This is a genomic window from Argonema galeatum A003/A1, from assembly GCF_023333595.1.
Classification (GTDB): domain Bacteria; phylum Cyanobacteriota; class Cyanobacteriia; order Cyanobacteriales; family Aerosakkonemataceae; genus Argonema; species Argonema galeatum.
This window is the reverse complement of the sequence record NZ_JAIQZM010000016.1, coordinates 40,881-59,102: the sequence shown is the minus strand read 5'-3', so window position 1 is coordinate 59,102 and position 18,222 is coordinate 40,881. Positions and strand designations below refer to the sequence as shown.

The following is an 18,222-nucleotide window of genomic DNA, read 5'->3' as shown; positions in this document are numbered from 1 at the left end:
ATTAGTACTTAGAAATATAGGGCAATCGAATTGTGAAAGTGCTACCTTTGCTCAATTCGCTTTGCACTTGTAAGCTACCTCCATGTGCCTGAACAATAGCTAGAGCGATCGCCAACCCCAAACCCGACCCCCCGGTACTGCGAGAGCGATCGCTATTGACCCGATAAAAGCGATCGAAAATCCGCTTCTGTTCGGAGGGTGCAATCCCAATACCTGTATCTTGAACTTCGATCGCAGCATGACGATCGCTACAGTCCTGAACAACTGTTACCTTCCCTCCGGCTGGCGTATACTGGATAGCATTCACCATCAAATTAGAAACTAAGCGATACAGCTGATCTTCATCACCAACCACCTCTACTGGGTGCTTCCCCTGGATATCAGCAGCGAGAGTTAGGCCATTGGCAAGAGCCAACGCTTCAAATTCCTCTATTAAATCCCCAACCAAGTCATTCAGGCAACAAGGTTTTAGTCGCATCGGCACAGCTTGTCGCTCCAGACGGGCCAGCAACAACAAATCGCCAACCAGCTGAATTAGCCTGCGGTTCTGACGCTCTATAGTTCGTAAAATGTCACGCGCCTCAAGTTCATCCAACTGAGGCATTTCCAGCCCTGATTCAACAGTCGCTTGTGTAGCAGCTAAAGGCGTCCGCAGCTCGTGAGCAGCATCCGCTGTAAACTGTTGGATCTGGCGATAAGATTGGTAAATCGGTTGCATCGCCAATCCTGCCAACCACCAACTAGAACCACCTACCAAAATCATCGCTATTGGCAATCCGAAAAACAAAACCAATTTGACAGTCTTGAGGTAGTCATCAAGGTCTTTCAGACTCCGCCCCATCTGCATATATCCCCAAGAAAGATTATCCTGAGTATGCAGCGATAGAGAAATTTGATGATAACGATTTCCATCAGCGTCCTTAAGATTTTGCCAGGTAGTTTTTGGCGATGTGACAGGTAAACCAAGAGGCACAAAACCTACTTGTGCAACAATCCGTTCGGAACGGTCTAACAATCTCACATAGTAATTACCTTGGTAAATTGCTCCTAGAATGTGGCGTTTCGACTGCGGTTCAGACAACAGTTGTTCTTCTGTCGGTTCCAAGCGTCCAGGTTGTTTTAGTTTGTTTTCAATACTATCGTGTAGAGTTCCTGCAACCGCCTCCAGCTCTCGGTCTAAGGTTTGCCAGTGGGCATGGACAATTGCCTCGTATACCCCAAAACCACACAAGCTTAGGATAAAGCCCATCACGACCGCATACCAGCTGGCTAGTTGTAAACGAGTCTGAGAAAAAAGCTTATTTTGGTTCATTAGTTGTATCGAAACAATAGCCCGTACCGTGGATGGTTTCAATCAGATGAGCGCTGCCTACCTGTGCTAGTTGGCGTCTGAGCAAGCGTACTTGAGCTGCTACCACATTACTGATCGTATCTGCACTCATTTCCCAAAGCTGATTGCGAATTTGGTCGCTAGTAAGAATTTGGTTCGGGTGTTTCATGAAATACTCTAATAGCTGGAACTCCTTATTAGTTAGAGTAATCTCCACCTTATTACCGTTAGGATCGAGACGATAAACAGTTCTCGTTGCGTAGTCCAGAGTAAGGCTACCCACATTTAGTTGTTCGGGTTGGATCTGAGGCGATCGCCTCTGCAAAGCTCGCAACCGTGCCAGAAATTCCGCCATACCAAACGGTTTGACCAGATAGTCATCTGCCCCCGCATCTAATCCAGCGACCTTATCTTCCATTCTGTCTCTTGCGGTTAACATTAACACTGGCAGAGAATTGTTGTTAGCACGTAACTTACGCAGTAGATCTAATCCCGATATCCCTGGTATCAACCAGTCGAAGATTGCCAGCGTATACTGTGTTTTGTTATATTCTAGATAGTTCCAAGCGACCGTGCCATCCATAACCCAGTCAACTACATACTTTTGCTGGCTCAGGATTCGCTTAATAGCAGCACCCAGGTCTGGTTCATCTTCCACTAACAGCACTCTCATAAAATTAACCCATCCCCGGTCAAAAACTATTTCTTAGAAAGTCTTTTTTTTGAGTATTTAAAAGAAAAGCAATTAAATAAGGAACTTTATAAAAAAAAGCTCATAGACTCCTCCCCGAAATAAGTGTGAGGGTAAAAAGGAGTGTATGCAAGAAGTCTATTGAGCCATTAATTTGTAGCTTAACAGGTTATTATGAAATTACGATGAAATTGCTATTTTCCTTGAAATAGTATCTGAGCGTACAAGCTGTTACTGAGAATCTAAGGATCTAAGTGTTGGTTAGATCCTTGGAAGTATATAATCGCAGAAGGCAAGCCTAGCTATTAAAAACAGAGGCAAAATTTCACAGAAACATCCCTATTTTTCTATCGACCAGGGGTTTGTATTTGAGCGATTCCCAGGGGAATTGCTGCATCTATCCCAACCATCTTGCCATAGACCATGTACTGCCAAAAATGTTGATAAATTGAAGTAGGAACGCCTTCAATTTTAACTGATATTGTTGTTCCAGGAGTTACAGGTTGACCGAAAAGTAACGTAGCTTTTCGGTCAGCGATAGAAACTGTCGCTGGGATTTTTTGACCAGATTGATTTGTTATTTTAATTCCCCTATGAATGCTTATGCCCTCTGGTAAATCCATCGAAATTTCTGAAATTGCAGAGCCCTCAACATCAATTTCAAAATGATGAGTAGCATCTAGGTTACGAGTACCAGTAGCGTGTGCGGCACTATGGACAATGCGAGAAACTTTGAAATCTCGACTCCTTCCCGCTGCATGAGCTACGGGAATCCAAGAGGCTAGCATCAATGTGAAAGCAGTGGCATAAATTAGCTTTTTCATCACAATACTCCTAAAAGATATGATTGTTAGAGTTAACGCAGCTGCATAAATTAACGGTTTCATTATTTCGACTCGCTAAAGAATTAACTGTGTTAATTAATTTTCAGATTTATCCTGGTAAAATAAATCTGCTATTAACTAGCTTGACAACTATTTATGAAATCTAGATGAAATTTTCAGTTGATAATAAAAATTTACTCAAACTAATCTCTAATTGATAATTATTCTTAATTATACCTATGCTAAGACAGCAGCTAGCCTTACGCAATTGCTAACAAAGTTGAGAAAAATTACTAATAATACCAAATCCGGGTTATTTACCCCCTTTATAGTGTGAAGTGTAGGGGTGAAGCATTGCGGCAATAAGTGTATTCCCAAGAGCCAAAGCCTTTCTACCGCAATGCTTCACCCAACTTATGGATAACGGGGGTTTTTATCCCGGATTTGGTATAATACCTGATTTTTCTTACTCATCTAGTGAGAAACAGACAAGGTGGGATACATAACCCACCTTGCCGTTTTAAGTTAATTAGGCAGCAACGGTAGCCATCTGACGGCATTCTTCAGCACAGCGCCCACAGATTTCAAGATATTCTGGTAAAGACACTCATGTATTTCTGCCTTCAATTTCTAAAATTACTTATTAAAACTAAAGCGACCGTTAACCTTTTCACCGTTAACATCTGCGTTCATTTTTACCTGATACTGACCGGCTGTTGTTCCTGGAAGCAAAGCAGTGTAGTGTTTACCATCAGCATCATATTTGAGGTCTAAAGTTTTCTGCGTGCCATCGGGTAATTGAATTTGAGACGTCACATTGGCATTAGGAATTGCTTCGTGGTTGTCACCTTTTTGCAAATAAAAATCCAAGTGAGTTCCGTTATCTTCCTTCTCAGGGACAAACTCTAAGTGATAGGAGCCTGATTCGACAACTTGACCTCCTTTTGAAGATTTGGAATGGTCTGATTTGGCAGCCGTTTCTGTAGACGCGGCGGGACTGGAAGATTCAGGTTTTGAAGCAGCAGGAGAAGCTGTAGGACTGCTATTTTGATTGCCAGCTTGGGTTCCATTACTACAAGCTCCCAAAAAAAGCAATCCGATACTGCTGAGAACAATCAAACCTGATTTTAGCGATTTCATGAGTTTCACTCCTCCTTAGTTATTTTCCCAATTTCACACAGGCAAATGAAATTAGGATGAAATATCCCAAAAAGCATCTTAAAGAGCAAATCTCCCGAATGACGACGCTGAAAGAGGAGCTAGAAGCCTACCGAAACCGATGGGCAGACAAACCTCTTGACGATCCTTGTAGCAAAGAGCTTTGCAGTCTGATTGAGGAAGTCGCTTGCCATGTATTACCTGACGATTAAGTAGGTGAGCGTAAATGAACAAAGCTAAGAAACCCATTTTTTTAGAAACTAGGTTTTTCACACTCTAGAAGGTTTTAGTTATGTCCAAGTACTTACTTTTCAAGCACAGATCCGACTACTTTCCCGTTCTCAGAAACTGGCTTAGTTCGCTTAGGAACTAAGTATTTCCCAAACTTAGCGTATAACGCGGGTAACACCATTAGCGTTAATGCCGTAGAAGTAAACAACCCACCCAGCACTACTACTGACAGTGGTTGTAAAATTTCCTTCCCTGGTCCACCCTCCACTACCAAAGGTGCCAACCCTAAAGCTGAGGTGAAAGCAGTCATTAAAATAGCGTTAAGTCGTTCCATCGACCCGCTAATGATGACTTCTTTAAAAGGCATACCTTCAGCAAATTTGCTATTGTAGTTGTCTACCAGTAGCAGTCCGTTACGAGTAGCCACCCCAAACAGAGTGATAAAACCAACTAGGGAGGCGATGGAAATAATGCCCCCAGTCAAAGCTACCGCAATTACTCCCCCCACCAAAGCTAAAGGCAAATTAATCATGATCGCGGCAGTAGAGGGAATAGATTTAACAGAAAGGTACATGATTACCGTAATGACTACAAAGGCGATCGCACTGGAAATTAAGATGTTCTGCGTGGCTCGTTCTTCCGCTTCAAATTGCCCTGCATACTGAATATAGTAACCAGAGGGCGGATGCACGTTTTGATTAACTTTTTCTCGAATTTCATTAACAACAGAACGCAAATCTCTTCCTTTAGCATTAGCAGCTACAACAATCAGGCGAGAAACGTTCTCGCGGTTGATAGTATTTGGCCCGGTTGCGTTATTAATTTTAGCAACTTGAGCTAAAGGAATTTTAGTACCAGAAGGCGTATCAACAAGCAGGTTTTCAAGAGTATTTAAGTTGCTCCTCGCTTCAGGCTTTAACCAGACGAGGAGGTCGAAGGTTTGTTGATTTTCTAATACTTGAGATACTACTCGTCCGTTGAGCGCGGTTTCAATAATTTCGGAAAGTTGTCCGACTGTTAAACCATACCTTGCCGCTGCCGAACGATCGAATTTGATTTGTATTTGTTCGATTGGTATTTGAGGTTCTAGTTGCAAATCTACAATTCCATTAACGGTTTTCATTACATCGTCAACTTGTTGCCCAAGGGTGCGGAGTTGTTCTAAGTCGGGGCCGAAAATTTTGATAGCGATCGCACTCCTGACTCCAGACAACACCTCATCCATCCGGTGAGAGATAAAACCCCCAATATTAGGCGCTACCCCTGGTAATTTGGCAAATTCCTCCCGTAATTTTTCTAAAGTTTTTTCCCGGTTTTTCATTCCTTCTTCACTTAACTCTATATCCAAATGCCCCAAGTTCACTCCCGCTGCATCTCCATCTCCAGGCGCACGGCCCGATCGCAACTGTACAAATGGAAATCTGGGGTCACCCTTAAGTGCATCTTGGAGTGCAAAACCGGCGCTATTTGTAGCGTCCAGAGATACACCTGGATAGAGTAATAGGGTGTTCACCAAAGTTTGCTCCTGAAACTCTGGCAAAAACACTCGTCCTAACGAAGGAACAATGACCATTGTCGCCACCAAACTAGCAGCGGCAAGGCTCAAGATGATTCCAGAACCACGCAGAGAAAAGGTTAACAGGGGATGATAAAGACGCTTGAAAAATCTCGCCACCCAAGGTTCCCTTTCTGGCAAGCGACCGTGAGGCAAAAGAATAGCACACAAAGCCGGAGTTACAGTTAGTGCGGTCACACTAGAAGCTAGAACTGCCACCAAATAACCAATACCCATCGGGATAAAAATGCTACCTTCCACACCAGTTAAAGCAAAAATTGGGGAAAAGACAACTATGGTAATTATGGTAGCTCCAAATACCGAATCGCGTACCTCCTGGCAGCCTTCAAATACAACTTCTAAAACCGGACGAGGATGAGGAGAGTATTTATTTTCTCGCAAGCAGCGGTAGACGTTTTCGGCATCAACAATGGCATCATCAACAGCAGAACCAATTGCTACTGCTAATCCTCCCAAGGTCATTGTATTCAAGCCTTGTCCCAACCAGTCTAGGGCTAGCACTCCTAACAACAAAGATAAAGGAAGGGCAGTTAGACAAACAGCAAGGTTGCGCCAATTCATCAAAAATGGGATGAGGATAAGGGCAACGATAATGCTGCCTTCAACTAAAGCTTCTCTAACATTTTCAATTGAGGAATCAATGTAGTTCTCTTGACGAAATGTCGCAGTTACTTTAATATCCTTGGGTAAGCCAGCTTTAAGTTCTGCCATTGCTGATTCAATAGCCTTAGTGACAGTGGGAGTATCGGCAAGAGGCTGTTTATTAATCATTACGATGATTGCCTTTTGACCGTTAAAGCTACCATCACCCCGTTTAATCGCTGCGCCGATTTCTACGTCTGCAACATCTTCTATTTTGACAGGCGTGCCATTACGTGCAATAATGACCGATCGCTTCAGGTCTTCCATAGATTCAATTCGCCCAATACCCCGGATTAATTTTTCTCGATCGGGCGTAATTAAATAACCGCCGGGAGCATTTACATTGGCGGCTGCTACGGCTTCAGTAACTTCTTTTAAGGAAACATCAAAAGCTTTTAATTTAGCTGGATCTACTAATACTTGATATTGACGGATGTCCCCACCATAAGCTACAACTTGACTAACTCCCGGCACAGCTAAAAGGCGATTGGTTACTTGCCAATCAACAATTCGCCGTACTTCCATTAAAGGAGTGGTTTCAGAAGTGAAAGCATATTGAAGTACAGTCCCAATGGGGGAACTAATTGGAGAAATTTGCGGTGTTTCTACTCCTTCGGGAAGTTTACTCTGAGCTTGTTGCAATCGCTCTGTAACTAACTGGCGAGCTTGATAGATATCGGTTCCCCAGTTAAAGATTACTTTGACAACAGAAATTCCCGCTGCACTGGAAGAACGTACTGCGGTTACTCCAGGAGTCCCATTAATCGCACTTTCAATTGGTAAAGTTACGAGTGATTCTATTTCTTCTGGGGCGAGTCCGGCAGCTTCGGTTTGAATTTCCACTTGCGGCGGTGCAAAGCTAGGAAAAACATCCAGAGGCATTTGGATGATGGTGCGAAATATCCAAAAAGTGACGATAACTGCACCGAGAATGACTAACCAGCGACGAGCGATCGCCCATTTAATAATATTACTGAGCATGAGAATTTGATATGTTAGATCTTCGCTTTCAAATTACAATCTTTTTCAAATTTAAAATCTGCCATTTCAAATCTGAAATTAGTTCGATTTTTGATGGTTTTCGCGCTCCTCAATCAGTGCGATCGATCGAGACAAGGTTGGCTGTTTGTGGTTGTCGAGAAAAGGCTCAATTTCATAGACCATCTCCTCGTATTCTGGATGACCTACTGCTACCGCAGGTCGGCGATTACGACGACCTGCCCAAAAAGCCACAGAAGCGACAGTAACAAGGGCTGCTCCTCCAGAAATTCCCATCAACCATATTGGTAGCGGCAAACTGTTAGTTTTAACCGCTGTTGTTTCTGAGTGCGCTTCTTTCCCTTCACCATCTTTTGGCTTACTACCGCCCCGCAAAGATTGTGCATAAAGTTGGGGTGCGCGTTGGGTGACGATTGAATCTCCCTCAAATAAACCGCTTTTAACTTCAACTAAATCACCAGAGGTTTGACCTAACGTTACCTCAACCGTCTGAAAGGCATTCCCATTTTGCACGTAGACCACTTTTTTACCATTTGCGTCTACCACAGCCGAACTGGGAATTGCCAAAATAGCATTAGCTGTCCGGTTTGTGATTACCTCTAATTCCGCGAACAATCCGGGCTTGAGTTCCCCACCCGGATTATTCAATTCGGCTTGCACGGGTACTACTCGCGTTGACCCGTCCACCAATGAGCCAATCCGCGTAATTCTTCCTTCAAAGTTACGATCGGGTAAAGAAGCAATTTTCACCCTTACTCGTTGACCAATCTGAACTTTATCTAAATCTTTTTCATAAATATTTGCTGTGGCAAAAACGCGGCTGTCATTGACAATCGTCATCAGCTTACCACCCGCGTCCTGGAATGATTGACCGAGCGTAACTTCACGATCTGCAACTTTACCAGAAATAGGAGCAGTTACCGTCACCAGTCCTTTGTCATTGGCGCTAGTTCCCAGTTGTTGCAGCCGAGTTTGATAAATGGTGTTACTCAGTTGGAAACGGGATTTGGCTACCTCAACATCTGAGGTGGCGCGTTTGAGTTGAGCTTCTGCTTCTAAAACTTCCCGGCGACTGTTGGCTTTGATAAGTTGCGCTTTAGCTTCTGCCAGTTTACCTTCCGATTCTCGTAAATCCCGGAGAGGAAGGTCTACCTCAGCGCGTTTAACTTCAGTTTCGGCTTGGAGAACCTCCGGGCGGCTCATAGCCTTGGTGAGAGCAGCTTTAGCTTCTGCGAGGTGGGCTTGAGATTCCAACATCTGCCGTCGCGGGATAGCTCCTTGTGCCGCCAATTCTTTATCTCGATCGTACTGTTCTTGTGCAACTGCCACTTCGGTTTGGGCTTGTGCGATTTCTGCTTCTGCTATTTGTTGCTGACGGCGATAGTTTTCTTGGGCGACTTTCAAGACCGCTTTTCGCTCCACTATAGCTTTATCTCGATCGTACTGTTTCTGAGCAGCGTCTAGTTGAGTTCGGGCTTGTGCTATTTCAGCAGCAGATATTTTTTGCTGGCGATCGTAATTTCCTAGAGCTAGTTTTAAGTCGGCTTCAGCCTTTTGCAAATCTGCCTGAGCTTGGGCTTGTTTTTCCTGAGAGTTCACGCGCAGTTCAACCAACTCAGATGCAGAAATGACGGCGACGGGTTGACCTGCTTTCACCGATGCACCGGGTTCTACTAACAACTCAACAACTTTTCCTGGAATTGGTGCAGTTACTTCTACTTTTTTGTTGGGTAAGGTTTCAATTTGTCCGGTGGTTTTAATGCCAATAGCTAGTTGCTGCGACTTAGCAGGCTCTACTTTAATTAAAAGCCGTTTGGCAGTTTCTGCATCAACTTGAATTGAAGCAGGAGTTTCTGTTGCTTCAGTTCCTCCTTGAAATTCATCTCCATGTCCGCCGTGGGCTAAAACGACAGTGGGAGCCGTTAGTAGAATTAGGCTCAGGATTGTCCCAGAAACACAAAGTCGCGCTGTCGATGGTTGAGAACGGTAAGAGTTGGGTATCATCGGGAATGTCCTTAAGTATACCGAGAAAGCCAAGTTTTTCGGGAAGGCATTTGTACTGAGTAAGGGAGGTAGCTAGCCTGCTCCACTGGAACAAATTTCTTACAGAGCCTATAAAACTCTCATTCTCTAGTTTTTCATGGAGAAATGAAATCTAGATGAAATCTCAATTAAGGCTCTTTGCATTGCGTAACTGAAAAAGTTACTCAGCAAATTAACAGCCGAATTCTCACGTTATTGCTGTTAGTTACTGAGTCTGCCCTACATTGCCGTTAATGGCTCGTGCTAAATTATCTAAAGCTTGGTCGTACTCAAATTCATTGAACAACTCTACTTTTTATACCAAGCTTGCCGCCACTGTTTCATTTGCTCAATTTCTGCCTTTTGTGAAGTGATAATATCTTGAGCTAGTCGCTTGATTTCCGGACGTTTAGACTTACTGGGCGCATCTTGAGCCATCATTATTGCGCCTTCATGGTGCGGAATCATTGCATTGATAAAGCGCAGATCGAACTCAGCATCAGCCACTCCTAAGTTCATGTCCATCATCATGCCCTTCATCTGCTTTTGAGACATCGGCATCATCTTACCCATCTGAGCGTCGTGCATCATTGGGGTGCTACTTGCCTGGGGATACCATGCTTTGCGCCACTGTTTCAACTGATTAATCTCTTTGTTTTGAGCTTTGATAATGTCGTCTGCTAGCTTTTTAATTTCAGGGCGTTGAGACTTCTGCTGCGCTTCCTTTGCCATCGTTACTGCCCCTTGATGGTGTGGGGTCATGGCATCGATGAATCGCAGATCGTATTCAGCATCAGCAGAGCCTAAATTCATTGCCATGCTATGATTCATGCCGCTGCCATGCTCCATACCAGTGCTTTGCCCCTTGTCCTGCTTGCTACTAGCAGTGCTTGCAGGGGGAGTGTTTGGAGCTTGAACTTGGTTTTGGGAGGCAGTAGAACAGGCTGTAAGGATTCCACTCAGAGAAGCGATCGCTATAACGGTTGCTAACAAGCTAGTTCTCACTGAAATTGGTCGCATAGGTTTGAAGTTCATTTAACACACCCGGAAACTTTTTTACTATCTTTGACTCTTCAGTCAAGGGTAGGGACAACTTTAATCACCCGTGCTGAGTAGCTGGCTATTGACGAAAGACAGCAATATTTCACAGCGTCAGGTGGTACTACTACTCAGTGTTTCACGCGTAAATGAAATTTGGATGAAATTCTCTATCATTCCCACTAGGAGCCAAAAAATTAAATATTCAGATCGTTTCAGGCCAGCTTTTAAGTGGATTTGGTAGAATGTGGGTAGTTTATACATTTTTTCATGATTGGCAGGTCTTCTTGAGAAGACACGACCTGTCTTTTTTTGACAACAATCTGTCAACCCCGCACGGAGTAAGAGGTTGACAGATTGTTGTCACCCCCGCAGGGAATTCTAAGGATTTACTGAGCCATAAATCAGTATTTTCCTATTCATTTCTCAGTAAAAATTCATTTTGTTGCTAGCACAAACATTTAGAGTGTTTATAGATGATTATTTAAGGATTTGAAAGCCATGAAACTGAAATATCTAGCAATGCTTGGTGCAGGTGTCATTTTAAGCGTTGGCTTGGCAACAGAAGTTAGCTCAAATCAGGGTTCGATCGCGCTAGCCCAAAGGTCGGCAGAGATGTCTGTACAATCGGGCACGTTTATGAATGGAGAACATCCCACTCAGGGAATAGCCCGTATAATCGTAGAAAATGGTAAACGCTACTTAGTGTTAGGTAATACGTTTAAAACAAACAACGGCCCCGATTTATATGTAATTTTGCATCGTTCTGATGCACCGCCAATATCGGGAATTAGGAGACAAGATTATGTGAGCATCGGGCGCTTGCAAAAAGTGAGCGGTATGCAACGCTATGCTATTCCTGCCAATGTTAATCTAACGAACTTTCGCTCTGTAGCAATCTGGTGTCGCCGATTCAACGCCACTTTCGGTTATGCTGCTTTGGGTGGGTAACGCCTCCATCGCTGCTCGGCTTTTTGCTACAATCATCACGCAAAGCGTGATGATATTAAATCAACACAAGCTGTTGCCCTTGGGTGTGTTATGGAACTCAAAGATTTTCTGGCTCTTATTCATCCGGCTTTAGCAGTCGTAGTAGTCTTCCCCTTAATTGGTATGGTGGTTAATTTTGCATGGCAGACGCGCCAGCGCAGATTGCAAACCGCTGGCAAAGACAAAAGCAAAATCCCGCCTAGTGTTGGCCTAGAACACGTTAAACTGGGTCGCTGGCTGACTGGCTCAGTCGTGGGGCTGACTTTGGTGGGACTGGCATATCCGATTTTTGAACATATTTTGAGCGATCGCATCTGGAGTAAAGCACCTTTGCAAGTCGCCTTCATCGCCCTGATGTTTTTGGATACGATCGCTTCGCTGATATTGCTCAACGTGGCCAAGAAGAAGCTGTGGCGCGGGATTTTTGCTACTTTGACAGGGGCAGGTTTAGTTATTCTCGGTTGCCAAGATGGGGTTTTTAGGCGCACCAATGAATGGTATTGGTCTCATTACTACATCGGCATCACAGCCGCCCTGCTGATGATTTTCGCCTTAGCCATTCAACAAGATATTTATCAAGATAAATCGAATCGCTGGCGAACCCTTCATATCATTTTGAACAGTTTTGCCGTCTTACTCTTTGTGGGACAGGGGTTAACGGGTACGAGGGATTTGCTGGATATCCCTTTAAGCTGGCAGAAACCCTATATTTACACCTGCGATTTTAATAACAAAACTTGTCCGACACCAGCACCAGCGCTAGGGGCTAGGGGCTAGGGGTTAGGGGCTCGAAAAGTCAAAAGTCAAAAGTCAAAAGTCAAAAGTCAAAAAATAATTAATTACCACTGACAACTGACAACTGACAACTGACCACTGACCACTGACCAATTTTCTTTTGACTTTTGACTTTTGACTTTCTTACTCGTGTAGCGTGCCATCCGGCATCGTCGCACCTCTGAGGATTGCCTCCTGCCAGTCTGCCCCTTCGATGTATGCCCCGCACAGGCTAGCTCCGCTAAAATCTGCGCCCCGCAGCTGTGCCACATTCAGGTTGGCTCCCCACAGGTAAGCTCCCCGCAGACTCGCCTTAGTCAAGTCTGCCTCAGACAATCTTGCTACATTCAGCTTAGCCCCTGTTAAGTCGGCTTCGCTGAGATCGGCGTATGATAAGTCTGCTTTAGTTAGATTCGCCTCACATAAATCTGCCTTAGCGAGTGTTGCGCCAGTAAGGTTGGCGGCATGAAGATTCGATCGGGCCAGCAGCGACACCCGCAGCTGAGCGTTACTCAGGTTGGCGGCTGAAAGGTTAGCTCCACTCAAGTTGGCTCCACTCAGTTTTGACTCGCTCAAGTTGACCCCATCTAGATCTACACTATTGAGGTTTACGCCATTCAACAACGCCCTACTCAGGTTAACACCATTGAGTGATGCTCCCCTGAGCAAAGCACCGCTCAATCTGGCTTCACTCAGGTTTGCCCAATTTAGGTTGGCATTCACCAGGTTGGCCGATCGCAAATTAATCCCGCGCAAATCTGCCCCACACAGGTTGACGCCTTGCAAATTCGCCAAACGCAGGTTTACTCCTGAGAGGATGGCTCCGCTAAGTCTTGTACCCGTAAGCAGCGACTTGACTAGGTATGCTCCTTTGAGGTTGGCTTTTGTCAAGTCTGCCTCTGTGAGGATGGCTTCGTTGATTTTGGCAAAACGTAGATCTGCCCGGTGCAGGAAAGCCCGACTGAGATTTGCTCCCGTGAGGCAAGCTCGACTGAGGTTAGCCGTTGCTAAATATGTGCCTGAAAAGTTTGCCCCTACCAGGTTGGCTCTTTCCAGGTTCGCTCCAATTAAATTGGCTCCACTAAAATCTCTTTCTCCTGCTGCATAGCGTCTGAGTAGTTCATTAGCGTCCATAGATTGACCCCAGTACTGCCCATCTTAGCCAGTCTATATATTTATATATTGCCCCAAATGAGTGTTTCTTTTACCAAAAACAAAGATTTATTTCACCGCTAAACTCAAGTAAAGATTAATTTAGTGCCTTGCTAAAAATTGATCTAACTTATATAATATATCGCTCTGTCACCGAAAAGTATTACAAGTTATTTAGGAAAATGCGGAATCTAAAAATCAAGAATGAGTTGGAAGAGAAGCTTGTCATATATATGATAAGGCTTAATGAATCTTTGAGCGGGGATGATTTGGGAGAAACAGATGAAAAAAGTTAATTGGTCAAAGCTTGTATTTAGGGGATCGTTACTACTGTGCGCTGCCAGTTTATTGGCGAGCGGTATAGAGGTTTTCTCCTTATTGCGAGAACAAAACCGCCTAATAGAATTAGCTAAAAGCAATGCCAAGCACGAAATTGTACAAGCTAGCAAGCAGCTAGGCGAAAAGCTTCAGAAACTCGAAGACAGAACTAATGCGATCGCCAGGGATTTGACTGAGGGAAAATTAAAGGATGGGCAGCTATTAGAGAGGGCGAGGCAGGAATTAGCGCAAAATCCTGATTTTTTGGAAGTAGGTGCTGCCTAGTAGCTATACTGCTATTTATTATGATGCTGATGAGTCGAGAACACGGAATGGAGGTGGTGGGATCTTGTGCTGGATTTATCTTTATTGTTATCCTTGACCAGATAGCGTTGAGAGGACAAGTTGCTGCACACGGAATTATTTATTTTGAGTATTTCTACTTTGTCGTCTATCTCTTGATCTTACTTGTGGCGGTAAATAGCATACTGTTGAACCAGAAAAAAAATATTTGGTTCATCCAGTATAAAGATAACCAGCTCCCGACGGTGCTTTACTGGCCAACTCTTCTGGGTATATTGCTGATCATAACTGCTGCTATATTTTATTGACGATCTGTTGCTAAATTAGTAGCAACAGTTCATAAGGTAGTCTTGACTAAGCTGAAAAAAAGCGTTCAAATATGAAAGGAGTGCTTGAGGAGTCTCCTGGGATAGGTAGGAGCCCAGGCAAAAAGTAAAAAAAACGAAGAGTTGAAAAGAAAAAAATGAAAACAAATTCGCGATCGGGCCTGGGATTTAAAATAACATTAATACTCTGCGGCTTGAGTTTAGTAGTCGTACTTACAGAGATTTCCACTTTCTGGAAAGAACAAAACAGAAGAGTAGAAGCATTTAAAAACAATGCTAAAAACGAAACTGTACGGGCTAGCAAACAGGTGGAAGAAAGGCTTCGGAAACTTGAAGACTCGGCCAATTCGATTGCCAGGGATTTAACTGACGGAAAAATGACAAATGAGCAGCTATTAGACCGGGCAAAACAGGAATTAGAGCAAAACCCTGATTTTTTGGAAGCAGGCGCAGCCTATACACCTTTCGCTTATAATCCCCGGCGGAAACTTTACGGGCCATACTATACAAGAAAAACGGGTAAACTTGAACGGGTACAAGTTGAAGATTATTACGACTACACTGAGAAGATACCAGACAATGAGTGGTATCACATCACTTTGGTGAAAGGAACTCATTGGAATGAGCCTTACTTTGACAAAGCTTCTGAAGATATCATCGCCGAACATGATGCGGCTTTTTATCGGATCGATCCCCAAACTAAACAAAAAACGCCAGCTGGTATAGTTTTTGTCAATACATCTTTGGGAAAACTCAAAGTTCTGATCGACTCGCTGGATGTCGGCAAATCAGGCTACGGATTTTTGCTTTCCAAAAAAGGCGTATTGCTCGTCCATCCCAAACAGCAATATGCGAGGAATCAAACCAGCATATTTGACATAGCAAAAGAGCGGAAAAACCCGCAGATGGAAGCCATAGGTAAGATGGCGATCGAGGGTAAGAGCGGCGTTGTAGATTTTGTAGACGATATCACTGGTGAATCTTGCTGGGTTTTCGTTCAACCCATTGCTCTGAATGGATGGTCGCTAGCAGTAGTTGTCATCAAGAACGATAGTGCTGTAGACTCAGATACCAAGCAGCCCCAATTAATCCGGATCGCATTAGAAACGGTATTATTTTTACTTTTTCTGTTAATTATCGTTTGTCGCGGTCATCAACTCGGTGTCAAGAATTTGTGGGGGATTTCTTGGGGATTTAGCTTTTTTTGCGTTACTGGAATAGGGTTTATATGGTATCTAGTTCTGTCGGAAAGCAACTATAATGATAACAGGAATGTGCTACTAAGCAGGACAAACGTGGATAAGTTTTTAGATCCAGAAATTAGAACAACGGAAAAATTAAAACAAAAGCCACCGCTGCAAATTCCTACGGGCGTTTTTATTCAAACTGTCAAATTTAACAGTTCTAGCGATGTGTTAGTAACTGGGTTTATATGGCAGAAATATTACAATGGTGTCCATGATGGTTTAGAGCGTGGTTTTGTTCTGCCAGAAGGGTATGAATTAGATATTCAGCAGGTTTATCGCAATAAAGGAAAAACCTCAGAATTAATTGGTTGGTATTTTGAGGGAACCCTGCGTCAAAGCTTCGATTTTACTAAATATCCTTTTGATTATAACGATGTATTGATACGGATTTGGCCGAAAGAGTTCAACCGAAAAAATACAAACACATTGGTGTTTCTTACTCCCGATTTTAGCTCATACGAGGTGTTAAATCCTATTACAAAACCAGGTTTGATAGATAAATTTGTTTCGGAAACATGGATCGTTGAGAGTAGTTTTTTTGAGTATAAATTAACTAATTTTAATACAAATTTGGGAGTCGAAGAAACCGGCTCTCTCAAAAACTATCCAGAGATGTATTTCACAATCATATATAAGAGAGGTTTTATCGGCATCTTGATCGCCAGGATTATTCCTCTAAGTGTGGTAGCCATACTGTTATTTATTACTATGCTGCTAAGTCGCCAGGGCGGTATGGAGGTGGTGGGGGCTTGTGCAGGCTTGATCTTTGTTCTCATCGTTGACCAGATAGGACTAAGGGGACAAATTGCTGCTAATGGAATTATTTACTTGGAGTATTTCTACTTCGTGTTATATCTTTTAATTTTATTGGTGGCAGTGAATGCAATCCTGGTGAATAGGGACAGAAAGTTATCTTTGATCGAGTATAAAAATAATTTGCTTCCAAAGGTGCTTTACTGGCCGAGCCTTTTGACTATGTTGCTGATCGTAACTGCTGTTGTATTTTATTGATTAGTTGGTCATTAGTCATTGGTCATTAGTCATTTGTTTTGATAAGTTCTCACACATCTAAATTGTAGTTAGGGACGGGCAAGATGCCCATCCCACAATAATTTCATTAAATTGACTGTAAAATTAAGCTGCTACGCAGCTTAATAACTACTGATTCTTGACCAAAGACGAATTTAACTGACGGGGTGGGTAAGAGGGCGCTCTGTGTCTCCAATTCTTCTAAAATATGAATTATGTCTTTTCTAGATGCCCAAGCTATTAACTCTATCCTGTTCCTGCAACGCCAAGCGGCGTCTCTGTTGCTGTACCGATCGGTGTTGAGCAGGCCACCAGGTGTTGCTTTTATAGATCTGCTGGAGGCTTTACGACGCCGGGATGCCGATGGATTGACTTATCTAGAAGCCTACGGGCGCTGGTTCAAAGCTTTAGCGGCGACAAATCACAGCTGGCAAGACTACCTGCTTGGACAAATTATCAGGGACGATAATCCGTTTACCCAGTCAGCGCAACGGGGAGAATTGGCTAGTTTGCCACCGGCTTTGCTAGCTGCGGCTGGGCAGGATTTACAAGCTTTGCAAAGTATTTATGAGTGCAGCGGTGCTGAACTTAGCTGTTTGGTACAACAAGCAGCGGAACTGCCGCTGGCACCTGTGGCTTGGTATTGCGATCGCATTTCTGCAAGTTTTCTATCTGATGTGGAAAAAAAAGCGATCGCGTCTCTGCAAGCTCTGGAAAATTGGTCAGATGCGCTGTCAGATTTAGCAGCTTACTATCGGGAATTTGGCACTGGCATATTTGCTGAATATCGAGCTTTGCGCTGGCAATCAGGACAGTTGGTGGGCATTCCCCATCCCGATTCTGTACGGCTGAATGAGTTAGTGGGCTATGAGTTTCAGCAAGATGCTTTGGTGAAAAATACTGAATTTTTACTCGCAGGTTATCCAGCCCTTCATGTGTTGCTTTATGGCAGTCGCGGTTCGGGAAAATCTTCTTTGGTGAAGGGTTTGTTGAATGAGTATGCAAATCGCCATCTCCGCTTGATTGAAGTTGCCAAATCTGACCTAAAAGATTTATCGATAATTGTAGAACAGTTGCGGGATCTGCCGCAAAAATTTATCATTTTTGTGGATGACCTCTCGTTTGAGGAAGATGATGATGCTTTTAAAGCTCTTAAAGTTGTGCTAGAAGGGAATGTAACTGCGCGACCCAAAAATGTGGTGGTTTATGCTACTACGAATCGGCGTCATTTGATTCGAGAGTTTTTTAAAGATAGACCGAATCCAAGCGATGAGGAAGTTCATGGTTGGGATACTGTTCAGGAGAAGCTTTCGTTTAGCGATCGCTTTGGTCTTACTTTAACTTTTGAACCAGCCGAGCAGAAAACTTATTTAACAATTGTCGGGCATTTAGCAGCGCAAGCGGGAATTAATATCGATGGGGAAGATTTGGAATTTCGTGCGTTGCAGTGGGCGACTCGCCATAATGGGCGATCGGGAAGGACAGCAAGACAATTTGTTGACTATTTGCAGGCTGATTTGGCAATTTCTGGTCAATAATTTGTATAATGTAAAGTTGGTAGTTCAATGAACT

15 protein-coding genes are annotated in these 18,222 nt (G+C 43.6%); 7 read left to right on the top strand and 8 right to left on the bottom strand.

Annotated features, from left to right (window positions below; genetic code table 11):
* Position 1 precedes the first annotated feature (1 nt).
* From rppB to LAY41_RS17620, 4 genes are all read right to left on the bottom strand, one after another.
* The gene (gene rppB, locus LAY41_RS17635; protein WP_249100713.1) at positions 2–1,312 is read right to left on the bottom strand and encodes a two-component system sensor histidine kinase RppB; all 1,311 of its coding nucleotides are present in this window, start codon (positions 1,310–1,312) and stop codon (positions 2–4) included.
* Positions 1,299–2,003: a two-component system response regulator RppA gene (gene rppA, locus LAY41_RS17630; protein WP_249100710.1), complete on the bottom strand. Its 705-nt coding sequence runs from the start codon at positions 2,001–2,003 to the stop codon at positions 1,299–1,301. The genes rppB and rppA overlap by 14 nt, the downstream gene beginning before the upstream one ends.
* A 365-nt stretch (positions 2,004–2,368) precedes the next feature.
* The gene (locus LAY41_RS17625) at positions 2,369–2,908 is read right to left on the bottom strand and encodes a DUF2808 domain-containing protein (protein ID WP_249100707.1); all 540 of its coding nucleotides are present in this window, start codon (positions 2,906–2,908) and stop codon (positions 2,369–2,371) included.
* A gap of 573 nt (positions 2,909–3,481) precedes the next feature.
* Positions 3,482–3,985, bottom strand: coding sequence for a hypothetical protein (locus LAY41_RS17620; protein ID WP_249100704.1), 504 nt, complete (start codon positions 3,983–3,985; stop codon positions 3,482–3,484).
* A 56-nt stretch (positions 3,986–4,041) separates the two neighbouring features.
* Here LAY41_RS17620 and LAY41_RS17615 point away from each other — a divergent pair, with 56 nt between their 5' ends.
* A complete protein-coding gene (locus tag LAY41_RS17615; protein ID WP_249100702.1) occupies positions 4,042–4,215 on the top strand; it encodes a hypothetical protein in 174 nt (57 codons plus the stop codon).
* A 92-nt stretch (positions 4,216–4,307) separates the two neighbouring features.
* Here LAY41_RS17615 and LAY41_RS17610 read toward each other — a convergent pair whose 3' ends face one another.
* From LAY41_RS17610 to LAY41_RS17600, 3 genes are all read right to left on the bottom strand, one after another.
* A complete protein-coding gene (locus LAY41_RS17610; RefSeq protein WP_249100699.1) occupies positions 4,308–7,433 on the bottom strand; it encodes an efflux RND transporter permease subunit in 3,126 nt (1,041 codons plus the stop codon).
* Between the two features lie 78 nt (positions 7,434–7,511).
* The gene (locus LAY41_RS17605; RefSeq protein WP_249100696.1) at positions 7,512–9,455 is read right to left on the bottom strand and encodes an efflux RND transporter periplasmic adaptor subunit; all 1,944 of its coding nucleotides are present in this window, start codon (positions 9,453–9,455) and stop codon (positions 7,512–7,514) included.
* Between the two features lie 327 nt (positions 9,456–9,782).
* The gene (locus LAY41_RS17600) at positions 9,783–10,508 is read right to left on the bottom strand and encodes a DUF305 domain-containing protein (protein ID WP_338023003.1); all 726 of its coding nucleotides are present in this window, start codon (positions 10,506–10,508) and stop codon (positions 9,783–9,785) included.
* 504 nt (positions 10,509–11,012) lie between these two features.
* Here LAY41_RS17600 and LAY41_RS17595 point away from each other — a divergent pair.
* Both LAY41_RS17595 and LAY41_RS17590 read left to right on the top strand, forming a co-directional pair.
* Entirely contained in the window at positions 11,013–11,462 is a 450-nt protein-coding gene (locus LAY41_RS17595) for a DM13 domain-containing protein (RefSeq protein ID WP_249100693.1), read from the top strand.
* 90 nt (positions 11,463–11,552) lie between these two features.
* Positions 11,553–12,278: a DUF4079 domain-containing protein gene (locus tag LAY41_RS17590; RefSeq protein WP_249100691.1), complete on the top strand. Its 726-nt coding sequence runs from the start codon at positions 11,553–11,555 to the stop codon at positions 12,276–12,278.
* Positions 12,279–12,419: 141 nt separating this feature from the next.
* Here the strand turns inward: LAY41_RS17590 and LAY41_RS17585 are convergent, their stop codons facing one another.
* Positions 12,420–13,409, bottom strand: coding sequence for a pentapeptide repeat-containing protein (locus LAY41_RS17585; RefSeq protein ID WP_249100688.1), 990 nt, complete (start codon positions 13,407–13,409; stop codon positions 12,420–12,422).
* Positions 13,410–13,709: 300 nt separating this feature from the next.
* On the opposite strand from LAY41_RS17585, the gene LAY41_RS17580 reads away from it, so the two are divergent.
* The 4 genes from LAY41_RS17580 (at position 13,710) to LAY41_RS17565 (ending at position 18,188) form a co-directional block, all read left to right on the top strand.
* Positions 13,710–14,030, top strand: coding sequence for a hypothetical protein (locus LAY41_RS17580; protein ID WP_249100685.1), 321 nt, complete (start codon positions 13,710–13,712; stop codon positions 14,028–14,030).
* Positions 14,031–14,059: 29 nt separating this feature from the next.
* Positions 14,060–14,356: a hypothetical protein gene (locus LAY41_RS17575; RefSeq protein ID WP_249100682.1), complete on the top strand. Its 297-nt coding sequence runs from the start codon at positions 14,060–14,062 to the stop codon at positions 14,354–14,356.
* A gap of 155 nt (positions 14,357–14,511) precedes the next feature.
* Complete coding sequence (locus tag LAY41_RS17570; RefSeq protein ID WP_249100680.1) at positions 14,512–16,632, top strand: PDC sensor domain-containing protein; 2,121 nt, start codon at positions 14,512–14,514, stop codon at positions 16,630–16,632.
* Positions 16,633–16,865: 233 nt separating this feature from the next.
* A complete protein-coding gene (locus LAY41_RS17565; RefSeq protein WP_249100676.1) occupies positions 16,866–18,188 on the top strand; it encodes an ATP-binding protein in 1,323 nt (440 codons plus the stop codon).
* The last annotated feature ends 34 nt before the right edge of the window (positions 18,189–18,222 follow it).

What these genes read in the sequence shown, in the direction of transcription:
- rppB (WP_249100713.1), bottom strand. Translation starts at nt 1,312, where the DNA reads ATGAACCAAAATAAGCTTTTTTCTCAGACTCGTTTACAACTAGCCAGC.
- LAY41_RS17590 (WP_249100691.1), top strand. Translation starts at nt 11,553, where the DNA reads ATGGAACTCAAAGATTTTCTGGCTCTTATTCATCCGGCTTTAGCAGTC.
- LAY41_RS17620 (WP_249100704.1), bottom strand. Translation starts at nt 3,985, where the DNA reads ATGAAATCGCTAAAATCAGGTTTGATTGTTCTCAGCAGTATCGGATTG.
- LAY41_RS17580 (WP_249100685.1), top strand. Translation starts at nt 13,710, where the DNA reads ATGAAAAAAGTTAATTGGTCAAAGCTTGTATTTAGGGGATCGTTACTA.
- LAY41_RS17625 (WP_249100707.1), bottom strand. Translation starts at nt 2,908, where the DNA reads ATGAAACCGTTAATTTATGCAGCTGCGTTAACTCTAACAATCATATCT.
- rppA (WP_249100710.1), bottom strand. Translation starts at nt 2,003, where the DNA reads ATGAGAGTGCTGTTAGTGGAAGATGAACCAGACCTGGGTGCTGCTATT.
- LAY41_RS17605 (WP_249100696.1), bottom strand. Translation starts at nt 9,455, where the DNA reads ATGATACCCAACTCTTACCGTTCTCAACCATCGACAGCGCGACTTTGT.
- LAY41_RS17610 (WP_249100699.1), bottom strand. Translation starts at nt 7,433, where the DNA reads ATGCTCAGTAATATTATTAAATGGGCGATCGCTCGTCGCTGGTTAGTC.
- LAY41_RS17570 (WP_249100680.1), top strand. Translation starts at nt 14,512, where the DNA reads ATGAAAACAAATTCGCGATCGGGCCTGGGATTTAAAATAACATTAATA.
- LAY41_RS17595 (WP_249100693.1), top strand. Translation starts at nt 11,013, where the DNA reads ATGAAACTGAAATATCTAGCAATGCTTGGTGCAGGTGTCATTTTAAGC.
- LAY41_RS17615 (WP_249100702.1), top strand. Translation starts at nt 4,042, where the DNA reads ATGAAATATCCCAAAAAGCATCTTAAAGAGCAAATCTCCCGAATGACG.
- LAY41_RS17600 (WP_338023003.1), bottom strand. Translation starts at nt 10,508, where the DNA reads ATGAACTTCAAACCTATGCGACCAATTTCAGTGAGAACTAGCTTGTTA.
- LAY41_RS17565 (WP_249100676.1), top strand. Translation starts at nt 16,866, where the DNA reads ATGTCTTTTCTAGATGCCCAAGCTATTAACTCTATCCTGTTCCTGCAA.
- LAY41_RS17575 (WP_249100682.1), top strand. Translation starts at nt 14,060, where the DNA reads ATGAGTCGAGAACACGGAATGGAGGTGGTGGGATCTTGTGCTGGATTT.
- LAY41_RS17585 (WP_249100688.1), bottom strand. Translation starts at nt 13,409, where the DNA reads ATGGACGCTAATGAACTACTCAGACGCTATGCAGCAGGAGAAAGAGAT.